Origin of the sequence: Dyadobacter sp. BE31 (genome assembly GCF_031457695.1) — a bacterium.
Taxonomy (GTDB): domain Bacteria; phylum Bacteroidota; class Bacteroidia; order Cytophagales; family Spirosomataceae; genus Dyadobacter.
Genome location: NZ_JAVDXA010000005.1, coordinates 464,618 through 490,692 on the forward strand (window position 1 = coordinate 464,618; position 26,075 = coordinate 490,692).

At 48.9% G+C, this 26,075-nt stretch carries 27 protein-coding genes; 8 read left to right on the plus strand and 19 right to left on the minus strand.

Annotated elements, in window-relative coordinates; genetic code table 11:
• Positions 1 to 37 precede the first annotated feature (37 nt).
• From J2Y43_RS25225 to J2Y43_RS25255, 7 genes are all read right to left on the minus strand, one after another.
• Entirely contained in the window at positions 38 to 337 is a 300-nt protein-coding gene (locus J2Y43_RS25225) for a hypothetical protein (protein ID WP_309988074.1), read from the minus strand.
• Positions 338 to 544: 207 nt separating this feature from the next.
• A complete protein-coding gene (locus J2Y43_RS25230) occupies positions 545 to 844 on the minus strand; it encodes a Dabb family protein (RefSeq protein WP_223400628.1) in 300 nt (99 codons plus the stop codon).
• A gap of 29 nt (positions 845 to 873) precedes the next feature.
• The gene (locus tag J2Y43_RS25235; RefSeq protein WP_309988072.1) at positions 874 to 1,965 is read right to left on the minus strand and encodes an ATP-binding protein; all 1,092 of its coding nucleotides are present in this window, start codon (positions 1,963 to 1,965) and stop codon (positions 874 to 876) included.
• Between the two features lie 541 nt (positions 1,966 to 2,506).
• Positions 2,507 to 3,781, minus strand: a complete 1,275-nt coding sequence (locus tag J2Y43_RS25240; protein ID WP_309988954.1) for a Glu/Leu/Phe/Val dehydrogenase — start codon at positions 3,779 to 3,781, stop codon at positions 2,507 to 2,509.
• 296 nt (positions 3,782 to 4,077) lie between these two features.
• The gene (typA, locus tag J2Y43_RS25245) at positions 4,078 to 5,892 is read right to left on the minus strand and encodes a translational GTPase TypA (RefSeq protein WP_223400626.1); all 1,815 of its coding nucleotides are present in this window, start codon (positions 5,890 to 5,892) and stop codon (positions 4,078 to 4,080) included.
• A 211-nt stretch (positions 5,893 to 6,103) separates the two neighbouring features.
• Entirely contained in the window at positions 6,104 to 6,373 is a 270-nt protein-coding gene (locus tag J2Y43_RS25250) for a DUF2442 domain-containing protein (RefSeq protein ID WP_309988069.1), read from the minus strand.
• A 2-nt stretch (positions 6,374 to 6,375) separates the two neighbouring features.
• Complete coding sequence (locus J2Y43_RS25255; protein WP_309988068.1) at positions 6,376 to 6,639, minus strand: DUF4160 domain-containing protein; 264 nt, start codon at positions 6,637 to 6,639, stop codon at positions 6,376 to 6,378.
• Positions 6,640 to 6,752: 113 nt separating this feature from the next.
• Between J2Y43_RS25255 and J2Y43_RS25260 the strand changes: the two genes are divergently transcribed.
• The 4 genes from J2Y43_RS25260 (at position 6,753) to J2Y43_RS25275 (ending at position 10,103) form a co-directional block, all read left to right on the plus strand.
• Positions 6,753 to 8,363, plus strand: a complete 1,611-nt coding sequence (locus tag J2Y43_RS25260) for a M28 family peptidase (RefSeq protein ID WP_309988066.1) — start codon at positions 6,753 to 6,755, stop codon at positions 8,361 to 8,363.
• A gap of 98 nt (positions 8,364 to 8,461) precedes the next feature.
• Positions 8,462 to 9,322, plus strand: a complete 861-nt coding sequence (locus tag J2Y43_RS25265; protein ID WP_309988065.1) for a TraB/GumN family protein — start codon at positions 8,462 to 8,464, stop codon at positions 9,320 to 9,322.
• Between the two features lie 121 nt (positions 9,323 to 9,443).
• Entirely contained in the window at positions 9,444 to 9,890 is a 447-nt protein-coding gene (locus J2Y43_RS25270) for a DUF6934 family protein (protein WP_309988063.1), read from the plus strand.
• 30 nt (positions 9,891 to 9,920) lie between these two features.
• On the plus strand, positions 9,921 to 10,103 hold the full coding sequence (locus J2Y43_RS25275) for a hypothetical protein (RefSeq protein ID WP_309988061.1): 183 nt from the start codon (positions 9,921 to 9,923) through the stop codon (positions 10,101 to 10,103).
• 1 nt (position 10,104) lies between these two features.
• Here J2Y43_RS25275 and J2Y43_RS25280 read toward each other — a convergent pair whose 3' ends face one another.
• On the minus strand, positions 10,105 to 11,562 hold the full coding sequence (locus J2Y43_RS25280; RefSeq protein ID WP_309988059.1) for an NADH-quinone oxidoreductase subunit N: 1,458 nt from the start codon (positions 11,560 to 11,562) through the stop codon (positions 10,105 to 10,107).
• Positions 11,563 to 11,644: 82 nt separating this feature from the next.
• Between J2Y43_RS25280 and J2Y43_RS25285 the strand changes: the two genes are divergently transcribed.
• Complete coding sequence (locus J2Y43_RS25285) at positions 11,645 to 12,310, plus strand: hypothetical protein (protein ID WP_309988057.1); 666 nt, start codon at positions 11,645 to 11,647, stop codon at positions 12,308 to 12,310.
• 1 nt (position 12,311) lies between these two features.
• On the opposite strand, the gene J2Y43_RS25290 is transcribed toward J2Y43_RS25285, so the two are convergent.
• The 11 genes from J2Y43_RS25290 to J2Y43_RS25340 form a co-directional block, all read right to left on the minus strand.
• A complete protein-coding gene (locus J2Y43_RS25290; protein ID WP_309988055.1) occupies positions 12,312 to 13,556 on the minus strand; it encodes an alkaline phosphatase family protein in 1,245 nt (414 codons plus the stop codon).
• Between the two features lie 111 nt (positions 13,557 to 13,667).
• Positions 13,668 to 14,168, minus strand: coding sequence for a hypothetical protein (locus tag J2Y43_RS25295; protein WP_309988053.1), 501 nt, complete (start codon positions 14,166 to 14,168; stop codon positions 13,668 to 13,670).
• 13 nt (positions 14,169 to 14,181) lie between these two features.
• Positions 14,182 to 15,504, minus strand: coding sequence for a signal recognition particle protein (gene ffh, locus J2Y43_RS25300; protein WP_223410699.1), 1,323 nt, complete (start codon positions 15,502 to 15,504; stop codon positions 14,182 to 14,184).
• Between the two features lie 154 nt (positions 15,505 to 15,658).
• The gene (locus tag J2Y43_RS25305) at positions 15,659 to 16,471 is read right to left on the minus strand and encodes a mechanosensitive ion channel domain-containing protein (RefSeq protein WP_309988050.1); all 813 of its coding nucleotides are present in this window, start codon (positions 16,469 to 16,471) and stop codon (positions 15,659 to 15,661) included.
• 214 nt (positions 16,472 to 16,685) lie between these two features.
• A complete protein-coding gene (locus J2Y43_RS25310; protein ID WP_019944969.1) occupies positions 16,686 to 17,015 on the minus strand; it encodes a DUF6787 family protein in 330 nt (109 codons plus the stop codon).
• A 113-nt stretch (positions 17,016 to 17,128) separates the two neighbouring features.
• Positions 17,129 to 18,664, minus strand: a complete 1,536-nt coding sequence (locus tag J2Y43_RS25315; protein WP_309988047.1) for a PepSY domain-containing protein — start codon at positions 18,662 to 18,664, stop codon at positions 17,129 to 17,131.
• 6 nt (positions 18,665 to 18,670) lie between these two features.
• Positions 18,671 to 21,016 carry a TonB-dependent receptor gene (locus J2Y43_RS25320; protein WP_309988045.1) on the minus strand — a complete coding sequence of 782 codons (2,346 nt, stop codon included), beginning with the start codon at positions 21,014 to 21,016 and terminating at the stop codon, positions 18,671 to 18,673.
• 44 nt (positions 21,017 to 21,060) lie between these two features.
• Positions 21,061 to 21,438 carry a hypothetical protein gene (locus J2Y43_RS25325; RefSeq protein ID WP_309988043.1) on the minus strand — a complete coding sequence of 126 codons (378 nt, stop codon included), beginning with the start codon at positions 21,436 to 21,438 and terminating at the stop codon, positions 21,061 to 21,063.
• Positions 21,439 to 21,525: 87 nt separating this feature from the next.
• Positions 21,526 to 22,659 (minus strand): cytochrome c peroxidase, encoded by a 1,134-nt coding sequence (locus J2Y43_RS25330; protein WP_309988042.1) that lies wholly within the window; start codon positions 22,657 to 22,659, stop codon positions 21,526 to 21,528.
• A gap of 18 nt (positions 22,660 to 22,677) precedes the next feature.
• Positions 22,678 to 23,508: an MbnP family protein gene (locus J2Y43_RS25335; RefSeq protein ID WP_309988040.1), complete on the minus strand. Its 831-nt coding sequence runs from the start codon at positions 23,506 to 23,508 to the stop codon at positions 22,678 to 22,680.
• A 120-nt stretch (positions 23,509 to 23,628) separates the two neighbouring features.
• Positions 23,629 to 23,976, minus strand: a complete 348-nt coding sequence (locus tag J2Y43_RS25340; RefSeq protein ID WP_309988039.1) for a hypothetical protein — start codon at positions 23,974 to 23,976, stop codon at positions 23,629 to 23,631.
• A gap of 199 nt (positions 23,977 to 24,175) precedes the next feature.
• On the opposite strand from J2Y43_RS25340, the gene J2Y43_RS25345 reads away from it, so the two are divergent.
• From J2Y43_RS25345 to J2Y43_RS25355, 3 genes are all read left to right on the plus strand, one after another.
• Positions 24,176 to 24,796, plus strand: a complete 621-nt coding sequence (locus tag J2Y43_RS25345; RefSeq protein ID WP_309988038.1) for a Uma2 family endonuclease — start codon at positions 24,176 to 24,178, stop codon at positions 24,794 to 24,796.
• A gap of 120 nt (positions 24,797 to 24,916) precedes the next feature.
• Positions 24,917 to 25,597, plus strand: coding sequence for a MotA/TolQ/ExbB proton channel family protein (locus tag J2Y43_RS25350; protein WP_019944977.1), 681 nt, complete (start codon positions 24,917 to 24,919; stop codon positions 25,595 to 25,597).
• Between the two features lie 55 nt (positions 25,598 to 25,652).
• Positions 25,653 to 26,045: a biopolymer transporter ExbD gene (locus tag J2Y43_RS25355; protein ID WP_106595503.1), complete on the plus strand. Its 393-nt coding sequence runs from the start codon at positions 25,653 to 25,655 to the stop codon at positions 26,043 to 26,045.
• Positions 26,046 to 26,075 lie beyond the last annotated feature (30 nt).

Below are 26,075 nucleotides of genomic sequence, written 5' to 3' on the forward strand. Positions count from 1 at the left end.
CAGTATCGGGCCTTTTTTATCGAAAGGTATGTCCAAATTATCGTCTGTGTCCGCGATGGCGGCCATTGTTTCCGTAATGGTCGTTGTGGCGGTATTGCTTACGGTAAGCACGGTTATCATGACGGCGGTACCTGTGACGGTCGGCATAGATAACCCGCGGCGGCGCCGGTTTTACCACTACTACACGAGGTGGTGGTGGCGGAGCGTGATAGTACCTGTAACCATGCCGGTAACCATAGTCATAGCCCGGTTCGTAGGAACGATAGGTACAGGATGAAATCGAAATGGCTGCGATCAGGGTAATGATGACCGACAGCAAGACACTGTTCTTTTTCACGGTTCTAGTTCGTTTTGTACTAATCTTTAAACGAATTGGATGGCAGGATAGTGCCGTGGAGGGGGACAAAGGGGGCGGCAGAAAAAGTTATCCACACTGTGGATAATGCTTAACGGCGGGTTAATTGCTTGATAATCTGCATTATTGAAAGTTGTTAACAAGTTATACACATTTTCGGTGTGGATAACTTGTTAACAAATATTGGCTTTATGCCTCAACATCGTAGATCACGACCTTCTCCCAAAGATGTGCGCATTCTTCCACGAATTTCTTGTGCAAAGGGTGAACCTGATATACGTCGTGCGCAGCCTCATCCTTGAAAATGAGAATCTCTGCGAAGTCGTAAGTGGCGTCGATAACCGGTCTGCGGGTAGCGGCAGGAGGGCCAATGTATGCCGATTCGATAGACTCGATTGCCTCAAGTGATTTGATACCTGCGAGCAGGGCGGCCCTGGCCTCTTCGTTGTCCTTCTCTTTCAACCAGAAGAATACGTTGTGGATAAACATGGATAATGGTTTATGGTGTTAGAAATTGATTATGGATTCAATTGATTGACTACATCGTCCGTTTTCGTTTCCGGCAACTGCTGGTGATACGCTTTTTCGAGCTTGAAAGAAAACGTAGTTCCCTTGTCCGGCTTCGACATCACAGCGATTTTCGTGTCGTGGGCGTTCAATATATGCTTAACAATGGCAAGTCCCAAACCGGTGCCGCCGATTTCTTTGCTGCGGCTCTTGTCGATGCGGTAAAAACGCTCGAAAATGCGGTTCAAATGTTCGTGCGGAATGCCCGGGCCATTGTCTTTTACCTCCACTTCAATGTATTTTTTGCTCTCGCTGAAATGGACGATCACCTTGCCATTCTCGTTGCCATATTTGATCGCATTTTCGATCAGGTTCAGCATTACCTGCTCCATCCGGTCGGCATCGGCCTTGATCCACGCTTCGGGCATGTCGTCCGGTTTCACTTTCAAGGTCACGTTGCGGTTCTTAGCAATGTGTTCGAGACGGCTGAAAATGCCGAGGGTAAGCTTGCGCAGGTCGGTTGGGACGATATTCATTTTAATATCTCCGGTTTCCATCTGCGATAATACGAGAAGGTCTTTTACGAGCACGTCGAGGCTATCGAGGTTATTGGCAGCTTTGCGTAAAAAGCGTTCGCGCACATTTTCATCGTCCATCGCTCCATCGAGCAGCGTGTGGATAAATCCCTGCGCGGCAAAGATCGGTGTTTTGAACTCGTGCGAAACATCGGCCAGAAATTCCCTGCGGAACAATTCTAGCTTTTTCAGCTCATCGATTTCCTTTTGTTTTTTGGTTACATACACAAAAATCTCGTCGTTGATCGTCTTCAACGGATTGGATTCCCTGATCAGCTTCTTGCGCGGGGCCATATTGAAATCCCGCATTTTCAGCTTGTGGATAGTCCGGTACATTTTGTTCACCTCACGGAAAACCAGAATGTCGACGGCGTAAAGTACCAGGAAAAAGGAAGAAATGAAGGAGGAAATAGCCGAAACGAACAGCATCCCTTTCGAAACCCCATCCACAAATGCGAGGAACGTGGTGGTAATGAGGGATATCAGGAACGCCAGAATGACGGCAATGAAACGGGGACTTAACGACATGTTACTTTAAAGCTTGCTTCACGCGGAAGCACTTTCTCCCGCGTGAAGCGAATCTGTTGAAATTTTAGCCTTAAAGTTAACACTTTGAAACCGGTTTAGATTCGGTTTCGCCTCGGAAGTGGCTTGTTAAGAAATTGTTAACGCTTGTCTTGTCAGGAGTAGTCAGGGATGGTCAGGTGTTGTCAGGTATTGTCATTGGTGGTCAGGTATTGTCAAGAATAGTGGTTCGTTGTATGCGCAGCTTTTGATCGGCGGTAAATGCCGTCAGGCATATAACATTGGTAGAAAACACAGCCGGCCCGGATTACGTCAAAATGCCGTCAGGCATGCAACAACCGAGCATTGTTGTTGCATGCCTGACGGCATTTTCAGGGGTATAACTTCTGGTCTGGCTGCTACTTGTTTTGTCAGGTGTGGTCAGGGTGGTCAGGTGTTGTCAGGTATTGTCAGGGATAGTCAATTCTTGTTTCAACCTCAAACAAGAACTGACTATTCCTGACTACAAATGACTACACCTGACCACGAATGACCATACCTGACCTTAAAATCCCCCGCGGTACTTGTACGTACTAGCGACCTTATCAATCGCCACGATATACGCCGCAATGCGGAGCGACACTTTGTATTTCAGCGATGTTTCATACACTTTGTCGAATGCATCCTTCATAATGCGGTCGGTGCGGCGGTTGATACGTTCAAGCGTCCATTTATAGCCGATGCGGTTTTGTACCCATTCGAAATAGGAAACCGTCACGCCGCCTGCGTTCGCGAGAATGTCGGGTACCACCATAATGCCTTTTTCATTGATAATGTCATCGGCTTTGGCGGAAGTAGGGCCGTTGGCGCCTTCCACAATCATGCGTGCCTGAATGCTGGATACGTTTTTACGAGTGATAACGTCCTCTTTCGCGGCCGGCACCAATACATCTACTGGCAAGCTGAAAAGATCGTCGCCGGAAATGAGTTCTGCTTTGGCATAACCTTCCAACGAGCCTTTGTTCGCATCGCGGTAGGCAATGGCATCCGCCACGTCAATTCCTTTATCATTATAATAGGCTCCCGAAATATCGCTGATCGCGTGGATGGCCGTGCCGCGCTCGCGCAGGAGCAGGGCTGCGTGCGAACCGACGTTACCGAAGCCCTGAACTGCCGCCGTAGCACGGTAGGGATTAATGCGCAGCTTTTCCATACCTGCCAATGCAGACACCATTACACCACGACCCGTGGCTTCGGTACGGCCGAGTGAGCCGCCGAGTACCAGCGGTTTACCGGTAACTACGGCCGGGATCGTCATGCCCTTTGATTTGGAATACTCATCCATCAGCCACGCCATTTCGCGGGGGCCGGTGCCCATGTCCGGCGCGGGAATGTCCTGGTCCGGTCCGAAAACGTCCAGCAATGCCGTCGTGTACGCACGCATGAGGCGCTCGATCTCGCCGGGGGACATTTCGCGCGGGTTGCAGGCCACTCCGCCTTTGGCACCGCCGTAAGGAATATCCACCACGGCGCATTTCCAGGTCATCCATGCCGCCAATGCACGCACTTCGTCGAGGTTTACGTCGGGATCGAAACGGATCCCGCCTTTGCTGGGGCCGAGAATGGTGGAGTGGATCACGCGGTAACCTTCGAAGGTCCGGATCTCCCCGGAATCCATGGTCACCGGCAAGCCGACCGTCACCTGTTTACGGGGCACTTTGAGGATATAATACATTTCTTCGGATATTCCGAGGAGGTCTACGGCTTTATCAAATCGCTGCATCATTGACTCCAACGGATTGTCTTTATCCTTAATCGGAGCCGGTTCTATGTAAGACATCATTTGATCTTTAAAATGTTGATATTAAAATAGTTAGCTCAAATGGGCTGAGCTGCCGATACAAACTACGCTATTTGTTATTATAAAAGCAAAAAACTAAAATTTCTTGAAATAGTAATAAAATATGGCCGGAGTAGAATGTTTCAGGGGAGTGACAAACATTAAAATTATACCACAGGTTTTGGCGGGAATCCCAAATTTTCTGGCGGGATCGGGGGAAATATTGAAATGCAGGAAAAATAAAAAAAGGAGGCAAAATTTTGCCTCCTTTTCGGGTTTGGAATATCGGGCTTCGATTAAGCCATTTCCAGTTTGGACGCGTAGCGCTTGCGCTCGTTCTCGTCCAGGTATATTTTCCGCATACGCATGTTTTGCGGGGTAACTTCGAGGTATTCGTCTTTCTGGATGTATTCCATCGATTCTTCCAGAGAGAAGTTGATTTTCGGAGCGATACGCAGACCGTCGTCCGAGCCGGAAGCACGCATGTTGGTCAGCTTTTTCGCTTCTTGGAGGTTCACCACGATGTCGTTAGGACGGTTGTGCTCACCTACTACTTGTCCACCGTAGATTTCATCACCCGGATCTACGAAGAAACGTCCGCGATCTTGCAGTTTATCAAGGGTATAACCGGTTGCAGGACCTGTGTTTTTCGAAATGATCGATCCGTTCTGACGGCCCGGGATTGGTCCGCGGAATGGCTCGAAGCTTTTGAAACGGTGCGTCATTACAGCTTCACCTTGGGTAGCGGTCAGTACGTTCGAGCGCAAACCGATTAATCCGCGTGAAGGGATTTCGAATTCAAGGTGTTGCAAATCGCCTTTCGGTTCCATGATCAGCAGCTCGCCTTTACGCTGGGTAGCCAATTCGATCACTTTTCCGGCAGTTTCTTCCGGTACGTCTACTACCAAGGTCTCGATTGGTTCAAGGCGCTGGCCGTTTTCGTCTTCTTTATACAATACCTGCGGCTGACCAACCTGCAATTCGTAACCTTCGCGACGCATGGTTTCGATCAATACCGACAAGTGGAGGATACCACGGCCATAAACCAGGAATTTATCCTCAGTATCAGTTGGTTCCACGCGCAATGCGAGGTTTTTCTCCGTTTCTTTCAACAACCTGTCGCGGATGTGGCGTGAGGTAACGAATTTACCTTCCTTACCAAAGAATGGTGAGTTGTTGATCGTGAAGAGCATGTTCATCGTAGGCTCATCCACCGCGATACGTGGCAATGCCTCAGGGTTTTCAGCATCAGCGATAGTATCACCGATTTCGAAATCTTCGATACCCGTTACGGCGCAAATATCACCAGCGCTTACTTCGCTTACTTTGGATTTACCCAAACCTTCGAACAGCTGAACTTCTTTGATTTTCACTTTCTTCATCACACCGCCTGCTTTGCAAAGCGTCACGGTCGATCCTTCCTTGATCGTTCCTCTTTTTACGCGACCGATGGCGATACGGCCAACGAATGCATTGTAGTCGAGAGAAGTGATCTGCATTTGCGTATTTCCTTCTTCGATTACCGGAGCAGGGATTTGCTCAATAATAGTGTCGAGGAGGAAAGTAATATCTTCGGTTGGTTTCTGCCAGTCCGGGCCCATCCAGCCTTGTTTCGACGAACCGTAAACAGTTACGAAGTCAAGCTGGTCTTCGGTAGCGCCAAGGTTGAACATCAGGTCGAATACATTCTCCTGAACTTCCTCCGGGCGGCAGTTTTCTTTATCTACTTTGTTGACAACCACGATCGGTTTCAGGCCAAGACCAATGGCTTTACCCAATACGAAACGGGTTTGTGGCATCGGACCTTCGAATGCATCGACCAGCAACAATACGCCATCCGCCATTTTAAGTACGCGTTCCACCTCACCACCGAAGTCTGCGTGACCTGGTGTATCAATTACATTGATTTTCACATCTTTGTAACGCACCGATACGTTTTTGGAAACAATTGTAATCCCACGCTCACGTTCCAGATCGTTGTTGTCGAGGATCAGGTCGTCGAACTCCTGATTGTCGCGAAACAGCTTTGACGCGTGGATGATTTTGTCGACCAAAGTCGTTTTACCGTGGTCAACGTGCGCAATAATTGCGATGTTACGAATGGCTTGCATTGTTTTATGGATCAGTTGTTTACGGCGCTGCTACGAAATGCTTTGAATGCGTGTCAGGGCCGATTTGGCTTTTGTCTGGATGTAATTAGGCCAAACAGGGTGCAAAGGTACGTAGTTTTCCTCTGAATAACAGTATTTTACAATTAATTTATTGTTATCCCGTGAAAAACAGCCTTTAAACTAAAAGAAGTGCAAAAAGGGGCGGGAAATGTCAGATGGTTGGGATTTCTTTTTCCGACATCCGGTAGAGGTTATCCGGATCAAAGTCGACGCCATTGTCCCAGGTAAGCGTCCCGTAGGAATCAAGTTTAACGGTTTTGAAGTAATTCGGATCTGAGAGTTTGCTGATCAAACCATCATTTATCCTGCGGTATTTTTCAACTACTTCTTTTAGGTCCACGGTACGTATTTCACCTGTATTGAACTCGCAGGTCACGGCGTGATCATGTATCTGTATGATGTTTTTGATGTAGTGTAGCATAGCTATTGAAGCGGATCGATCTTGTTGTAGCTCTTAAATTCCTTTCCGAGATTAATAAAATTCTCCATCAACTCTCGCTGATGCAGCAAAGCCCATGCCTGAACTTGCTTCAACTGTTTTGGAGGAAGACCCCCGTCCAGCAACCGTACATTTTGTATATCGAATATAGCCCGGTGCTCCTGAAATTCTGCATGAAAATGCGGTGGATTATGGTCATCAAAGAACATTCGGATAACGATACCGAAGAAGCGGCTGATTTCAGGCATGATATAGTGTGTAAGCTGTTAAATCAAAGATACGAAGAATCGAGGTAACAAGCGGTTTTGCATTCGCCCACGCGTTTCGTTAATTTGTAAGGATTGAAATACCATTAAACCTCATGATGAACAAGAACCTACTGGCTGGATTATTCCTGTCTATCAACACTTTGGCATGGGCCCAGGATCGCCTGCCGCAAGATGACGCGGCCAAGTATGCGGCAAGCATCGCGCCGGCCGATCTCAAAAAGCACCTCGTCATTATCGCTTCCGATAGCCTGGAAGGTCGGGACACGGGTTCACCGGGCCAGAAAAAGGCGGCAGAGTACGTTTCGAAGTACTACAAACAATATGGATTACAGCCTATCGCCACCGATGCCGATGGCTCCAAAAGCTATTTGCAGAAATACAAGCTCTACAAGCGTAGCTGGGGCGATGTGTATGTGACGTCGCAAGGGAAGAAGTATGAATTCAATAAGGACTTCTATCTGAACGGATTGCTGGATGTTCCCGAGGAGGTAAGCACCGACCTGGTGTCGGTAGGTTATGGTATCGAGGACGGAAGTTATAGTGATTATGCCGGTATCAACATAAAAGGTCAATCCGTGATCATGTTCGATGGCGAGCCCCAGACTTCGGGTGGTAAATACGTGATCAGTGGCAATTCGGAGAAAAGTAAATGGAGCGGCTCTGTTTCGTGGCAGGTGAAAGCGAAACTGGCGAAAGAAAAAGGTGCTAAGTACGTATTCATTATTACGGACAAAACCGGTGAGGATCTCGACAAGGAGATCCGTCAGCGTGCGGTAATGGCCCGGCGGTTCAGTGCACCCACGTTGAAACCGGTGCAGGAAAACCCTTCGGGAACTGCTGCATTCGTCTTTTCGGCGAAAGGGGCGGCAGAAATGCTGGGAACTTCGGTTGCGAAGCTCATGAAATTGAAATCCCAGATCGATAAGTCGGGTAAGCCTGTTTTGGAAAACTTCGCGAACACGGTTTCTCTAAAAGTGGGGCGCGTGAGCGAAACGATCGATACCGAAAACGTGGCTGCATTTATGGAAGGTACCGACAAGAAGGATGAGGTGCTGGTAATCAGCGCGCATCTGGACCATATCGGTATTTCCGAGAATGGAGAAATCAATAACGGCGCGGACGACGACGGTTCGGGAACGGTGTCTTTGCTGGAACTGGCGGAAGCATTCAGCAAAGCGAAAGCCGAAGGTAAAGGGCCGAGGAGGAGTATTCTCTTTTTAAATGTGACGGGAGAAGAAAAGGGGCTTTTTGGTTCGGAATATTATTCTGAACACCCATTGCTACCACTCAAAAACACAATCGCCGACTTGAATATCGATATGATCGGCCGTGTGGATGAGGCTCATAAGAACGATCCGAAGTATGTGTATCTGATTGGTTCCGATAAACTGTCTTCCAAACTGCATGAGATCAGCGAGGAGGCCAACAAGAAGTACGTCAATTTCAAGCTCGATTATACTTTCAACGACCCGAAAGATCCCAACCGCTTCTATTACCGCTCGGACCACTACAATTTTGCCAAAATGGGCGTTCCGGTGATTTTCTATTTCACGGGCGTTCATGAAGATTACCACCGTCCTGGCGACGACGTGGAGAAAATCCTGTTCGACAAGCAATCGGACATCGTGAAACTGGTGTTTTACACGGCGTGGGAGCTGGTGAACCGCGATGAGCGCGTTGTGGTGGATAGTCATAAGGAGTAGTTTTTGGGGGAAGGGCGGCCTGCGTAGGGAAGAAAGGGAGGAAGGAGGAAAGGGCGACCCGCGTGGGGAGTAAGGTTGTTTTAAACTAATTATCGAATATGAAACGGGTTTCGTTGCTGCTGGTTTTTTGTATGTTAAGCATCGCCTCATGGGCGCAAGTGCCGGTGGAAAATTCGCTGCTTTGGGAAATCAGCGGTCGTGGGTTGGCGAAACCTTCCTATTTGTTTGGTACCATTCACCTTATTTGCCCAACCGATTTCTCCCTGAGTGATTCCCTGAAAAGTACACTCTCGCGCACGCAGCAGGTGGCGCTCGAAATGGATATGGACGACCCGGGCATGATGGCCGGGATGATGAAAACGATGAATATGGCTGCCGGTAACGAGTTGAAAAAGCTCGTTACCGAGCAGGAATACCAGCGGCTCGACCGTTTTTTCAAAGATTCGGTGCATGTGGGCCTGGCGATGTTCGAGCGGGCGAAGCCATTCGTACTTATGGGGCCGCTGTTTAATACTGTGCTCGATTGCCAGCCGCAGTCGTATGAAATGGCGCTGGTGGAGTTGGCAGGCAAGCAGAAGTCGGAGGTGATTGGGATTGAAACTTTGGAGGAACAAATGGCCATTTTCGATACTATCCCTTACAAAGATCAGGCGAAAATGCTCCTGACCCTGATCGACAGCCTGCCTTCCGCCCGGAAGGAATTTAAAAGCCTCGTGGCCCTTTACAAGGCACAAAACATCAGCGAGCTCTACGGAATGACGCTGAAAAGCGAGTTCGGTATGGAAGGTAATGAAGAAGTAATGCTTTTCGCCCGTAACCAGAAATGGATCCCCCGCATACGCAGGATCGCCAGCGCGAAGCCGACGTTTTTCGCAGTGGGAGCGGCGCACTTGGGAGGGGAAAAAGGGGTTATTGCTTTGTTGAGGAAGGAGGGATTTGTAGTGAAGGCGGTGAGGTAGGGCCAAAGGATAATTGATAGCAAGCCGTTTGTATACTGGTGTCAAGTCGCAGTTTATAACTTGGTGAGTGTAGAATTATATTGGCGTGCTAAAATGCTTTCTACCTGCACACACTTGCTATATGAATCAGGAAAAATACGATCTGAGTATTGAGGAAGATTGCCATATGTTCAGGTTTATCAGTGAAGGTCCGCAGGGGAGAATTGAGAAGGTAATTGCTTTTAAACCGATTTCGGGAGTTGAAGGTTGTTTCTACAACCTTTCGTTTGGAGATTGGGATGAATTGACTCAGAGCCTTGACGATTCGGTAGTTACAAATAATCTGGATACCATAAAGGTCCTTGCGACCATTGCCCAGGCTGTTGATTCTTTCTTCTTAGTGAAGCCGGAAGCAGTGATTTTTGCATCTGGTAGCAGTTCCGCCAGAAACAGGCTCTATCAAATGAATATCCAGAAGTATTTGCCAGAGATTAAAAAACGTTTTTTTATCAGGGGAAGGCGTAATAAAAAGTGGCAGCCCTTCAAGAAAGGCGTTAACTACGATGCGTTCACTTTGTTTCGTAAATAGCTACGACTGAAATACAATAAATGAACAGGTATGAAAGATCAATCAAGTGAATTATTGAAAGAGAAGGACCGTACTTTTAAGAAGTCATTTCCCGACTTGTCCAACGATCCGTTTCTGCTGAGAAAAATGCAAAAAGCGATTGAATATCTGACTGAGAGTCCACTGCCAAGACATCTGGGGCCAAAAAGGAAACGTTTGAACAGCGATAATTAACTCAAAACGACGAAATCCAACGCGTAAGCCACTCCGGGCTGAAAAACAGCATCAATAACGCAACCAAAAACAATCCGGCAACCAACTTGCCCGAGGCGCTATTGTTTGTGCTAACCGCTTCGGCCCTAACCGTTTTGAAAAACAGTAGATATGGCAACCGCATATAATAGGCGAGAGAAATGGCTGCATTGAGGATGCCGCCGACGAGCAGCCACAGCATCCAGGTAAGTCCCTGATCGTGGTAGCTTTCCCAAAGCGCTGAGAATACGAGTAATTTAGAAGTAAAGCCGCCGGTAGGGGGTAAGCCTGCCAGGGCAACCATCACTACCGTGAGAATGCCCGAAATCCAGACGTAATTGCGACCAAGCCCTTCGTAATCTTTAAGTTGAGTTTCTTGCCGGGGTTGTAGAAGGTCGACGAGGAAGAAGGCGGCGAGGTTAATGACCAAATAGGCAGCAGTGTAAAATACGGCAGCCTCGAAGCCGAAACGACTGTATGCCGCAATGCCAACCAGGAGGTAACCAGCTTGGGCAATGGACGAATAGGCGAGCAAACGGCGCGCATTACTTTGCCAAAGGGCAGCCACATTGCCAATCGTCATGCTGATCAATGCGATGCCTCCCAAAACAGGGAAATATTGGGCCGGTAATATGCCTGCCAGGCGCATGAGAACCAGTATAACGGCCGCTTTGGGCGCCACGGAGAGAAATGACACCAGAGGTGTGGGGGCAGCTTCGTAAACGTCCGGCGTCCAGATATGAAATGGCACGAGCGAGAGCTTGAAGAGCAACCCGGCGAGTGTGAGTACAATGGTAACCGTTACGACGAGGTCGGAGTTGTTGCTGAGGGCGACGGTCATGGCGTCGTTGGTGATGTCGAGCGTGCCCGTAAGGCCGTAAATGAGCGAAATACCGTAAAGCATAACAGCCGAACTCGCGGTTCCGAAAAGCAGGTATTTAATGCCTCCCTCGGCCGCTTTTTTGTACGGCGACAATGCGACGAGCAGGTACGAACTAATGGAAATCAGTTCCAGCGAGAGGTAAATAGACAGCAGGTGTGTTGACATTGTCAGCAAATGCATGCCCGCCACAGCGGCGATCAGCAATGCGTGGTATTCGGCTGGGAAATCGTATTTTAAAATGCGGACATGCAGCAACGTGAAGATCCAGGCCAATGTGACCAGGATTTTGAAAAATACGGCCTGCCTGTCGAGGAATAGCAACGGCTGAAACCTGAACGACGGCTCCACATTCCATTGACCGATAACTAGTAATAGGGCGATCAAACTCCCCACAATCGCTACATTTAGCAAATAGGACTTCGACTTTTCCTGGCCGAAGCGCTTGGTAAAAATCAGTTCGGTGAGCAGGAACAGACAAAAGAATAAGGCCAGAAAAATTTCAGGGATGATTCCGCCGAGGCTCTGGCGTATATGTATGAGCTGGTCGTTGATATCCAAGAGAGCAGGTACAATTTTTGTGCAAAAGTACGGAAACAACGGCTTCCAAACCTCGAACTTATCAAATTAACCAACTTAAATCATGAAATATCTGCTAAGAATTTTCCCGCTGGCATTCTGCCTCATGTGCATTCACGCGAACGCACAGGATTCGACGGGACTGGCGGGAACGCCTTACCAGGAAACACAACCGGCGGCCGGGGAGAAGTCCCCCTACCTTTTGAAAGAATGGTATTCAGGGGCGGTCCGCACAAGCGACGACCGCGTTCATGATGGTGTCCAGCTCCGGTACGATTATCAGAAAGACGAAATAGAATACAAAGTGGGTTCGAACCTGTACCGCGTTGCGTCAGGCGTGGCGGAGTTCACTATACCGAGCGGCGTCGAGTTGTATACTTTCAGAAGTGGTTACCCCGCGGCAGGGAATTACACCGAAAAGAGTTTTTACCGCGTGCTTTACGACGGCAACACGAAGCTTTTGAAAAAATACACCAACCCCATAAAAGTAGAAAAAGCCAGCGCCACAAGGGAAATGGACGCTGGCGCAAAGTTGTATTTGTTGAAGGATGATAAAATGAATCCGGTTCAGCTCGAAAACCGCAACAGTTTCCTTAAACTGCTGACAGACGAAAGAAACAAGCTGAATTACGTGATCAAAGAACAACAGCTGGATTTCGCCGGCGAGGACGACCTGATTCGCCTGCTGGAAGAATACGATTCCTACAAAGCCGGACGTGGAGGTAACTAGCTTATTTTTCCACAATCCAACGGTTCACACTATTATATTTCCCCTCTAAAACGATCTTGTAAAAGCCGGAAGGATATTTCGAAATATCTATTTCGGCTTTTTCATTGGTAACATTCACTTCGTCCATCAGGTAGTAAAGGTCGCGACCGCCTTTTTCGAACTGGTTGGTGGTGGTCAGCCAGATCTTCACTTTTCCTTCTTTTTGAACTGCCTTCCAGGAAATATTCACCTTGCCTGCCGATTTCTGTAATTGCGGCGCCGTAACCGACAGTTTGCCCGTGAATGGTACTCCGTCGACTTCAAATGCCTGCTCCTTCGGAATGTTAATGTCCATATGCCGTGCCACGGTCGGAAAGATGTCGACTATGCCCGGTGTGGATTTGAAATTTGCGTTCAGGTCTTTTGCATTGGTAACAATCCAGGTGCTGCGCTCGCGGTCGCTCTGGCCGCCGTGGCCTTTGCCGGTTTTGGCATCGCGGCCGTGATCGGTAGTGACTACCATCAGCCAGTCCTCGTTAAAACGCTTTTCACGATCGTTAATGGATTTCCAAATGCGGCCCATCTGGTCGTCCATCATCTGAATGGCTTTATGAAATTGCTCGCTATCACCGTATTTGTGTCCCATATCGTCGGTGTATTCGAGGTAAACCCAGGACATATCCGGTCCGTTATCGTGAATGTAGGTCGCTGCCTCATCCACCACTTTTTCGTCGATTTGGTGAATGTATTCGCTTTGCTTGTCGTGTTTGAAATGCACGGTATCCAGCTCGAAGCCATCAAATGCGTAGTCGATTTGGAGCTTGTCGGTTTGGGGCAGATTGGTACCTACGAGTTTGGTGCGGTTATCGAGCCACGTCGAGAAAATGGCGGTGCGTTTCAGCGGATATTGTTCTTCCATGAAGCGGAAAAGCGTCCAGTAGTGGTAATTTGGGTCTTTAATATCATTATCCCAAACATTGTGCTTATTCACCCACGTGCCCGTGAGCAGGCTGTTGTAACCAACTGCCGAAATGGTCGGCGTTTGCGAGTAGGTGCCTTTGTCCCCGCCTACATGCGCGCGCGTATACCCGCCTACCTTCGCGATCGCGTCCAGGTGTGGCGTCGCGATCTTTTCCTTACTGTCGCTGGAAATGCCGTCCACGATCACAAAGACGACCTTTTTAGTTTTAGGAACCTGCGTGAAGGCCTTAGGAACAATGATAGTGGCCGATATTAGCCATAACAGAAAGGAAAAACGGGTTTTCATAAATTGAATGACTGTTTAATAAAAAATCCCTCAAATTAACGGCTAATTCGCCGAATTCGAGGGATTTTCAGACTAAGAAATTATTATTAATTCAAAATTCCTTATTCGTTTTTATGGGCTCACCGGCTGTTCCGGCGCTGTGTCGTTTTTCTTCTTTTTGCCAAATGCATACACAATCCCGAAATGGCTTTTGAGCACGCCGCTATCGAATTTGTCCTTTACGTACGGATTCAACTCCAATGCCAGCATAATGCGCCGGTTCATCGGCAGCGGCGCAATGCGTACGCCTACGTTCACCGAGTAACCGTCGATCGTGATCAGGTCTGCGTCGGCATCCGCAATGCGATACAACGGATTGAGCCTGAGACCTCCGCCGATGTACCATTGCGCTACTTCGCCTCTTTTCAGGTTGATCATCGGAAGCAGGTCGATGCTCAGGCTGCTGAACAGCGAGTTGGTTTGTAGGCGTGTGTCCAGCCAGATCACCTTTTTCGCATTCGTGCTGACGGTCAGCAGGCTGCTCCAAGGATAGTAACCCACCGTTGCCTGCGCCCGGAGTTTTCCCAAACTTGCCAGCAGCAACAGCGCCAGTACAAAAAGAACTCGTTTCATCGAGGAGTGTTTATTAGCGGCGCATCGCTTTTCCGAGCTTACCTGCCGCCTGCATGGTATTCATTTTTTTCATCATTTTCCGCATTTCATCAAACTGTTTGATCAGGTTGTTGACTTGCAGAATGGTGGTGCCGCTACCATTGGCAATGCGTTTTTTACGGCTTCCGTCAATAATATCCGGGTTTTCACGCTCCTTTTTAGTCATCGACTGGATAATCGCCTCGATCGGTTTGAACGATTCGTTGTCGATATCGAGGTTTTTAATCGCAGAGCCCATGCCGGGAATCATTCCGATGAGGTCTTTTACGTTACCCATCTTTTTGATCTGCTGCAATTGGCCGAGGAAGTCGTCAAAATCGAATTTGTTCTGACGCATTTTGGCGTTAATGCGTTTCGCCTCGTCTTCGTCGAATGCCTGTTGGGCGCGTTCAACGAGGGAGATCACGTCACCCATACCAAGGATCCGGCTCGCCATACGATCGGGATAGAAGGAGTCGAGTGCCTCCATTTTTTCCCCGGTACTGATGTATTTGATCGGTTTTTCAACCACCTGGCGGATTGAAAGCGCCGCACCACCGCGGGCATCACCGTCGAGTTTGGTCAGAACGACACCGTCGAAATCGAGTCTTTCATTAAATGTCTTGGCCGTATTCACCGCATCCTGACCGGTCATGGAGTCGACCACGAAGAGGATTTCGGAGGGTTTTACAGAAGATTTAATGTCTTCCACCTCCTTCATCATCACTTCGTCCACCGCCAAACGGCCCGCCGTATCGACGATCACGATCTTCTTGCCGGACTTTTTCGCGTGAGCCACCGCATTCTGCGCAATGCTTACCGCATTTTTGTTCTCAGGCTCGGAATATACTTCCACGCCAATCTGCTCGCCGAGTACTTTCAGCTGGTCGATCGCCGCCGGGCGGTACACGTCGCAGGCGGTAAGAAGTACCTGGCGACCTTGTTTTTTGAGCAATGAAGCGAGTTTTCCGGAGAAAGTCGTTTTACCGGAACCTTGTAGACCTGCGATGAGGATTACCGCCGGGTCGCCCTTGATATTGATTCCCTCGGCATTGCCGCCCATCAGTTCGGTCAGCTCCTCCTGCACGATTTTGACGAACATTTGTCCTGGCTCAACGGAAATCAGGATTTTTCTGTCGATCGCCTTTTCACGGATGCGGTCGGTAATTTCTTTGGCTACTTTGAAGTTAACATCGGCGTCGACCAATGCTTTGCGGACTTCCTTGGTAGTAGCGGCAACATTTATATCTGAAATCCTATCCTTTCCTTTTAGTGTACGAAAGGCGTTATTAAGCTTGTCCTGTAAGTTTTCAAACATGGAATAATATCTATGAATCTGAACCTGAATTTGAAATAAAACACAAAGGTATAAATAAAATGAGGAGTACAGGAAGGTTACCTCCCGTACTCCTCAATATTCGGTTGGCTCGAAGCTCCCGCTCCCGCTCGTTCGAAGCTCCCCTTCGGACCCGTTACTGCTTCACCGCAACGCTCAATTCGGCCGGTTTCGGTGCCTGAATGCCGTCGATCGCGAACTGGCGGCTGATGCCTTCGTGCACGTCGTAATAAGTTTCCCAGTAGGTCGCGCTAGGCGTCCACACGCGCACGTCGAAGAAAATGGCGTTTTCAGTGAGTTTGGTGACCAGAATGTCGTGCTGTACATCCTTCAATGCGGTAGGGCATGCGTCCACCACCTTCTGCACCGAGGCCCTGATTTTGTCTACGCCGTTCTGGCTTCCGGCAGCGAATACCATATCAACGCGGATTTTTCCTTTCCCCGAAATATTGGTGATCGGCGACGTCGACAATGCTCCGTTGGGCAGGATGATGGTTTTGTTATCCGGCGTTACCAGGATGGTATTAAAAATCTGCACACCTTCTACTGTTCCGGTGAATCCCTGGGCATTGATGAGATCTCCTACGCGGTAGGGCTTGAAAATGAGGATCAGCACCCCGCCTGCGAAATTCGCCAGGCTGCCTTGCAATGCCAAACCTACTGCCAGACCGGCCGCACCAAGTACCGCCACAAATGAGGAAGTTTCGATGCCCACAATGCCTGCTATACTCAGCAGCAGCATTACATTGAGCAAAACAACGATCAGTGAGCTGAGGAACGGCTGCACGTCACGGTCGACCTTGCGTTTTTCCATCACATTGGTGAGCATCGCGCTGATTTTGCCCACAATGAAACGGCCGATGATAAATGCCAGCAGAGCGAGCAAAATCTTGCCGCCATAGAGTGTTGCCAGCGTCCAGATCTGCGCTTTGATGATGTCGAAATTCATGTTGTAGAGGTTTTAATGAGATGTGATGTGTGAAACGTTTGTGACTGCAAATTGCATTCGGTTGCAAAGTCACTCATTCCGCGGACATTAGCAACGGCGCAGACAAAATCTTCGAGTAGAATTTGTTCTATTTAAGGTAGTAGTATCATGAAAAAAGGGTGAGCAATGGCTCGTAACCATTTGCTCACCCTTAGGAGTATACTTTGAATTGCGCTTACTTCTTGAACTTGGCGGCGATCCAGCGGAACATTTTCTTCTCTTTTTCCCAGAAAAACGAGAACTGACCTAGCAGAAAACCATACAGCAGCAACAAGCTTTGGTAAGTCGGGAAAATGAACAGAATGTAGGTAATCGTTTTGAGCCACATGGGCGTGGTGTCGTCATATCCCAGCAGATAAAAAAGCCCTTTCCGGAGCCATACGACCGACGAACCCGACAAACTGAAAACTGCGAGTACCAATAAAACCTGCCTGGTTGTTTCCAATCCCCATTTTTCCTGCATTTTGCCCAACCAGGGCTGTGCATTCTTTTCTCCGCTTTGCATATATGTTATTGTATTGACTGCGACTGAATTTCCTGCAAAGAAACAACGCGAATCGCAAAAATCCTTGGTTTTAATGAAGGTTTAATAGCCGAGTTCGTGAAAGGCGGGAGCATTTATTTAATCTTCAAAAATACGAGCAACCCCAGCACGCTTACAACCAAAACACTTGCAGCCGCGGCGGTCATAACCCCATCGCGCGCGTTCTTGCCCAGGAAATCCAGGCCGCTGTATTTATGCAGGAATGCGAAGCTGAAACCCTCACGACGGTTGCGATCTTCCACTTTCGTTGAAAGGCGGCTGGTAGTGGTTTCGATGTAGTACGTCGTGTGATCGGGTGTATCGTAGGCGAGTTTTACGACCGGCAGCCGTTTGTTGACAAAACCATATTCGCCTGCAAAACTGGTTACGAGTGAAGCTTTCTCGACTTCTGCATCCGAAATGGGCGAAGAAATCTGGGCTTCCATCAGGTCGCAGCAGCTTTCGGCGTTGCGCTCCTCCTGTGCGGCGAACTTGCGTGCGAGGTACTTCGCGAAACGGATATTGCCGTCTTCCAGCCTTTTCCCGTCGCGAATGTTGGTGTAATCCACCACGGTTTTATCGGTTTCCCAGTCTTTCCGCACGGTTTGCCAGAAAATGTTCTCTCCCCATTTGATCAGCCCGATATTAGTCACGCCTTTAAGATCTATAATAGATGCCTGGGCGATTTCTTCGGTTTTGATCACCGGGTCGTACACATATTTCTGCCGCTGGTCGGGATCGAGCTTTTGCACGGCGTGGTATGCGCCTGAGAATGCGAACGTGAATGTGAAAATGCTGCACCATATGCCGATCGAACGGTGGTATTTGCGCAAAATCCCACGCTGGTTGCCCGAGCGGCCGGTTTTAAACTTTTTCCACATCAACCCGTATACCAGCACACCGGCGACTGCCGAAAGGACAATGAGGCTCAGGAAGGTCACCATTACCGTAATGCGGATGGTATTGTTGGTGATCATGTCCATAAATCCCCAGTTATGAAACGTGCTGAATATCCAGATGAACGCTTTACGCCCGCTATCGTTAAATGTAGCAAAGCGGCTCTGGCCGGTTTCGACATAAATGTCCATCTTTCGGTCGTCGTCGAAGCTGACTTTCCACACGGGCAAAAACCGGTTCACATATTTATACTGATCGGTGAATTCGGTGAGCAACGTGCTGGAAATGATTTTCGATTTTGGCTCGCCGAGCATGTAGCGCGCCATGTGTTCGGCATACTTCCGGTCGCCTTCGGGCAGTTCGGAGCCATTGATAGTACTGAAATACCGGATCTTGTCATCGATGCCTTTGACCTGATACCACGGGTTGCCTTCAAACTTGACGAGCCGGAAATTCTTGAATTCCGTGATTTTGTTTTGAGCTAAAACCGGCCCGAGCTGTAATGCCACATCCGCGGATGCTACTGGCTCGGCTTTGTAAAATTCATGCGCGATGGTCGTCTTGAACCAATGCGACATGAATGGGTGCATCACGCCGGAGGCGGTCCAGAAAATGGTAGGAACGAGTGCCAGCAGCCCTAACATGCGGTGCCAGCGATAAATGTTCCTGCGGATCGTCTTTTTGGCTTTTGCCTTGAATGATTCCTTGGGTTGAATGGCAATTTCCTCGATCATAACCTGTTATTTTTTGCCGGTGAAAGTGTATTGCGCGCCGAAAACGAATGTCCGCGGCGCAGCAGCATTGTAAGTCGTCCGGTCGGTAGCGTTGTTGCCCCGGGTTGCATTGGTGGCGTAGAGCACATCGGTGAGATTGAGAACGTTGGTGAACAGCTCGACGCCTTTCCAGTTGTACCCCAATCTCATGTTAAGAATGTCGTAACCTTCGTATTTGACCGAATTGATCTGGTTCTGATAGTAGGAAGCCACATGCTGCCATTCCACCGACGACCGGAAGTTTTTGAACCATTTGGGATAATAGCTAAACTCCGTATTCCAAAGCCAGCGCGGCGAAGACGGCATATCCTTGCCATTGACATTCTTCACAGCGTCGGACTCGCGGCTGCTCAGAATGAACTCATCATACCTGTGAATGGCCGTAGTACCACCAAAACGGAAGAAAAACTCCTTCGTCGGCTTGTAGGTTACCCCGAATTCCGCGCCGCGGTGCAGGGTTTTTCCCGCCGATTGGTAATCGTAGGAGTTGTCCGGAAGCCGTACGTTCAGCAGCTCGTTGCGGCCGTTCATTTGGTAGAATGCCAGGTCAATGTAAACCTTATTGTCAAGGACGGATGCCCAGCCGCCGATTTCTGCATTGTTAAATTCAGCCGGTTTCAGATTGTAGTAGAACAAATCCCCGTTCTCGGCGGGCATAGTGCGTTTGCGGAACACCGACGTCAACCCCGGAGGAGAAAATCCTCTCGAATAGTTGGCATAAATCCCTTTTCCTTTACCCAAATCATAAGTAGCCCCGATTTTCGGAGTAACCTTGCTATACGATTTGCTGCCCGAAGTATTGTCGAGGAAATTGGTGTAGGTAAACGACATCCGGTCGTAACGCAACCCTGCCGACACACGGAGTTTCGGTAGCAGTTCGAAATCATACTGTGCATAAGCAGCCGTGTTTTTGATATCCGCATCATAATCTGCATTTCTGATGTCCGGGCGCTCTTGCACGATAGTATATTTCTCCACCGATTTTCCGTCAGGACGCAGCTGGGCTGCCAGGTCGATCTGGTAGGACCAATAGTTGGATGGCGAAAAGTCGAAAACGGCGCCTGTGATCAGTTTGGAATTAAGGAAACTGAACCGCTGGCTGTGCTGGGCGAGTATGCCAAGGCTTTTGAAATCGCTCGAATTGATTTCGCCCCTGGCGGTCGTTTGCCCGGACGTCCAGCGGATGCCATAGTTGGGGTTCTGACCGTGCTCGTTTTTTCTGGCGAAAGCTGTCACGAATGTCTGCGAGCCATTTTTCCAATCTTTTTCAAGGGTAAGCCGGCTGCGCAGCGAGCTCACTTTACGGTAGGTGAAATCGGTGGTACTCACATACCGGCGCGAGTAAAAAGCAAGGCTGTCGACGCTACCGCTGGTTTGCGAATCATATTTGCTGTAAGCCAACGTGTAAATCAAGCGTGTCGACGGTGTGAAATGATATTCCAGCCGGGCATTGATCGCGTTTTTGTCATAATCGGAGCTTTTCATCCAGGAGTCGCGCTGGTTGGCAACGAACCCGCCCACGTAAACGCCGAACTTCCCGATCATGCCGCCCGCACCATACTGAATGCGCTTATAGCCCCATTGATCAGCCTGCACACCGATTTTGGCGGTTGGCAATATCGTAGGTCGCTGCGTGATAAAGTTGATCGCGCCACCCACCGCTTCCGGGCCGTAAATAGAGGAAACTGGGCCTTTTACCACTTCCACCGAGCTGATCGCAAACTGGTTGAATTCCAGAATGGAGTTGTGATTGAAAACGCCCATCGGCCTGATCGGCACGCCGTCTTCCATATATAGGAAATACGCATTGGTGGTAAAGGGCTGGCGGATCGCCATCGAATGCTGCTCGTTGCCGAGGTTCACCATCATCACGCCCGGTACTTTGTTTACGATCTCGTACATAGCCGTCGGTTTGGCCTCGTCGATCATCCGCGGGGTGAGTTTGGAAATGGCGATCGGGCTCTCCGTACGCAATGTAGCCTCACGGTTGCCCGTCACAACGACCGATTGCAGGTTTTCCGTAGCGGCGTCCAAGCCGATTTTAACACTTTTGCCATTTTCGATCTGGATTTCTTTGGCGGAAAACCCGATGCTGGAAATGCGGAGTACTGCATTGGAAACCGGGCTATTGAATACAAAATGGCCGTTATTGTCGGTTGTCGTACCGAGGTTCGCCGATACGATCTGCACCGTAGCCCCGGGGATGGGCTCTTTGGTCTGGGTATCGAATACACTGCCTTCGATGCCCTGCGCGACAGCCGCATGCGCGCATACATACAGGAATAGCGCCTGTAAAAATATTTTCAGGTTCATTATAATGCTTTAAGAGATTAAAATTCAGTTAGGTATCATGAATTTTATCTCCTGGGCGGGCGCAGCAATTTGCCGATCGGCGCAGAGTAAAAAAGTAACTGGTGGAAGAAACGAACCGGTTCCCGGAATTCTACGGTCTCCGGTTCAAAGTTGTAAGTATAGCGTTGGGGGGTAAATAGTTGGATAACAGGCGTATTATGGACTTTTTCTGAAGTCTCTTTGTCCTGTTTTTCCTTCTGCTGTTTGAGCTTTTTGGCCAGGTAGCATTTGCCGTCGCAATGCAGCTCGGGGCGTTTCCGGTTTTCGCAAAGTACCTTGGCAATGTATTCCCGGTTCAATTTAAAATACGCGATCGTTCCCCACGGGCTGAGCGTGGGTAGCATAATAGCTGCGAGCAATATGTAGGCTATAACGGAGCGCATATTTTTACTTCGTCTTTCGGCTCTCGGCTGTCGGCTTTTTTGTCCAAACGAAAGTTCGAAAGCCCATAGCCGACGGCCGAAGTACCTTTAAAACGATGTCCCTATACCGGGGTCGGAAAAACGTTTGTCTTTAATGAAATCGTCGTCATTTAATGTTTTGAGAAAGGCTATGATCGATTGCTTTTCTGCCGCCGTGAGGCTGATCCCGCGTTTTTGGCCTGCCACATTCAGCAGTGGGTCCAAAGTTGGGGAGACGTAAATGCTGTCCTTGCTGCCCGGCTTGTCGTTCGCGTAATGATCGAGCACTTGTTCCAGGGTAGTGAAACGGCCGTCGTGCATGTAAGGCGCGGTCAGGCCCACATTGCGCAAGCTCGGTACCTTAAATTTCAACCGGTCGTCGGCATTCAAAGTAATGGTATACCTGCCCTGGTCGTTGATCCGGTTGGGTACCAGGCCATTATTTCTGAATTTCTGGTCTGTAAAAAGCTCTCCGGCATGGCAGGAAGCACATTTTTGTTTAAAAACAGATAAACCATCTTTTTCCTGTGCGGTCAGTGCGAAAGCGTCGCCTTTTAAAAAATAATCGTACCGCGACGTGGCCGAAACCATTGTCATCATAAACTGCGACAGCGCCTTCATCATCCGGTCGGCGGTAATGCTATCGCTACCGAACGCCGCTTTAAACATTTTGGGATAATCTACCTGCTTGGCGGCGCCTGTTACCGGCGTTTTTTTCAACTTCTCAATCACATTACCGACCCGTTCGTCCATTTCCACCTTGTTTTGAATGGGTACCGGCGGCACCATATCCATGTCATGCACGCCGCCATCCCAAAAGAAGGAAGTATTCCAGGCCATATTCTGTACCGACGGCGCATTACGCGTACCGATCTGATCATCCACGCCGTGGCTCAGATCATGGCCATGGTGTGTAAATGCAGCCTGCTGCTGGTGACATGTTCCGCAACCGATATTGTCCGTCCGCGAGAGAATGCCATCGTAAAACAGGAATTTCCCCAGTTCGACGCCTTCCACAGTCAGCGGATTTTTGGACAAATCATAAACCGGGTCCGGGAAATAGGAAGGCTTCGTCCATTGCAATGGCGTAGGCGTATTGTCCGTTGGCTTAGGTCCCGGGTCGTCGGTGCTGCTCTTTTTGCAAGAAACAGCCAACGCCAGCAGTGCCGTCAAAAAGCCCAATATGCCCGTAACCTTCTTCATTTCGCAGTGAATGCAGCGTTAATTGATCTTTATTTCCTTGACATTAAACATCCCGGCATAGTTGTCGGCGACATACTTGGTGGAGTCGGTAAACATCAATGCCGAGCTTTTCTTGATACTTAATTGCGACGGGCCATTGAAAATTTTCTGGATATCGGCCTGGATCAGCACATTGGAAACAACGCTCGTGGTAACGATCGCCTTCTGACCAGGGAAAGTCAGTTTAACGGTCCTGAGGTTGTTGATTGTCCTCTCTGTTCTGCCGCCGAAAAAGCCGATATGGTAATAGTATTTGCCATTGGCGGTCGTTGCGGAATCGGAGGAGCCTTCCAGTTTCAGGAAAATGTAGCCCGGGTTCCAATCCCAATACATCGCCTCTTCATTGGTAGGCCCTGTATAAATGTCCAGAATCCCCTTTCGCCCGGGCGAATCCGGCTCCATCACGCTGCGTACACTGTCGACGCCCACGGTGAACTCGATGCCTGTATAATCGCCTGTCAGCACATTCCGGATCGTCAGCTTTTGCGATTCCTTATTCGCCTCACGGATCAGGAAGTAACTCGAATCCTGCGGTACCGTGAACAGGCCGCCGTCCAATTTGATAAGTTTGATATTCGAAATGTAATAATTGAGCTTGCTGACTGTGAAATCCTCGCCTGCCGCATTCATATATCGTGTGCTGTCGAGCTGCAAATCCTTATCACCTACGACGTTATCGAATTGCAGCTGAATGGTGCCTGTTTCAATCGGATCGGTATCGTCGTCTTCGTCCGGGAAAGAGCAGGAAAACATCAGCAACCCCGAGGTCAGCGCCCACGCCGACAGCCATGAAAATGTCCTTTTCATCATGTAGTTTTTGTAAAATGAAGTTTGCACGCACCCATAGGCGTGCTTTAAGCCGGCAAAAATGGCGAACAGAATCTGTTCCAGCTAATGATAGAACTGTAAACGGGGTGATTTTATGCTAAATCAGACGAGCGGGGGATGAAAAATATCGTCCACCGCAACGCGGGGTGTGAAGCAAGGGGTAAGAGAGAAAACTGCCCGGCGCAGCAGTTCGACGACCACCGGTTGTTGCGCAAACGAAAAAAACGCGCGCTGGTCCATTACCTGGTCGATGAGCCGGGACATATAAGTTTTTTCGGCCTGGCGTTTTTCTTGCTCATCCAGTGCCGCAATGCGTTTGGCGAGGTAGCATTTCCCATCGCAATGCATTTGCGGCCGGTTTTTGTTTTCGCAGAGGTTCGCAACGATATATTCGCGCCGGATTTCAAAATCCAGGTACAACAAAGGAATCACCCACACTTTGACCAGCATAAGGCCAAGCAGGCTAAGGGATATCCATTGTTTCGCAGAATTTCTCACAATATCAAAAACGAACAAGCCGAATGAAATGGTGTTAGCGGGGCAAAGGTAATGATGAATGTGCAGAATATCGTTGCCACCGCAGGATAATCGCTCTTTTCAAGCGCATTGGATTCGGGCTAATAAAAGTATATTTGAGAAAAAACACACTATGGCAGCACAAGCATTAGTAATTCCGTATCCGACCATGTACTCAGAAGAGGAATACCTCCGGCTTGAAAACGACGCCCTTGAAAAGAGCGAATTCTTTCAGGGGAAAATCGTAATGATGGCAGGTGCGACGCCGAATCACAACCGGATCAAAGACAATATTGTCGGCGAGATCTATTCGGTGCTAAAAAAAGGAAAGTCTTGCAAAAGTTATTCAAGTGACCAGCGAATCCATGTTCCCGCTAGTTCGGTGTACACTTATCCGGATATCGTGATTGTTTGCGGGCCGACCAAATTTGCGGAATTTGATCGCAACACGATTGTTAATCCTTCTGTACTCATCGAAGTGCTTTCCCCGTCCACCGTGGATTATGATCGTGGCTTGAAATTCAGATTGTACCGAGATATCGAAAGCTTGCAGGAGTACGTCACAATTGATTCACTTACGGTACAAGCCGAGGTCTGGCGTCGCAACGCCGCTAATCAATGGATCCTGGCCGATGATGCATTCTCCCTTGCCGAATCTATTACCATTCAAACAATAGACGCTACGCTGCAAATGGCCGACCTTTACGACGGTACCGAGAATGTAAGCAGCCTCTTGCCCCCGCCCAAAGAGTAATTTTCCTATATTTGCCCTTTAAACAATAAGGGGCTTTTTGCTCCGTTTAAGATCAAAATCGTTTTTGAATAGAATCGACCTCTGTTTCATTCGCTTAACCATTCACTTTTTATTTCTGATATGATGCTTCTGCAAGCACTTACTGACTCTACTGCGGCCGCACCCGTCGCTGAGCAGGGCCTTTCTGTAATCGATTTGCTCGCCAAAGGGGGGTGGGTAATGTTGCCATTGGGATTGCTGTTCCTGGCAACGCTGTTTCTCATTATCGAACGTTTCCTGGGTATCGGCGCCAATGGTAAGATCGAGCCCCAATTTGTTGATAATGTGAAGGATTTTATTCAGCAGGGAAATTTGAAATCGGCTGAGTCGCTTTGCAGAAACCAACGTAATGCCGCCGGCCGCATTCTCGAAAGAGCAATCGGTCGCATTGGTTACCCGATCAAAGACATTGAAACTACCATTGAAAACGCCAGCCAGATCGAGATCCAACGTATGGAAGGGAACCTGCCTTACCTGGGGGTGATCGCGGGTATCGCGCCGATGCTCGGGTTTGTGGGTACGATTTCCGGTATCATCCGTATTTTCTACGATATCTCAATTTCTAACGACTTTAATATCAGCACCATCGCCGGTGGTATGTATGAAAAAATGATCACTTCCGGTTCCGGTCTGATCATCGGTTTGATCGCCTACGCCGGTTACCACTTGCTGAACATGAAAATCGACCGTTTTGCATTGCGCCTGCAAATGGCCGCATCCGATTTTCTGGATGTGCTTTCAAAGCCGGTTGCTGCAAAATAGCTATTGATAACCAGGCAGGGTTTCAAAGTTGCCCGGTTTAAACCTCATTATAAATATGAAAATACGTCGGAAGAGCCGGTTTGCCCCGGAGGTGTTCACGCACTCGCTCAACGATATCATGTTCTTCCTGTTGTTGTTCTTTTTGATCATCTCTACGATGTCCAATCCGAACGTGATCAAACTGATGCTGCCTAAGGCATCGGCTACGCAGCAGATGTATAAAAAGCAGATTACGCTCTCGGTTGATGAGCATAAGGCCTATTTTATCGATAAAGAGCCCGTCCCTTTCGATAATCTGGAAACGCAGCTGCAAAGTATTTTTGCCGGCGTGGAAGAACGTACCGTGGTATTGCGGGTAGATAAGAACCTCGCTGTACAGGACTTGGTGGATGTGCTCGAAATAGGTGCGAAGAACGATATCAAAATGGTAATGGCTACGGCTAAATAGATTTTTGGGAAGAAGGAAGGGAGAGAAAGG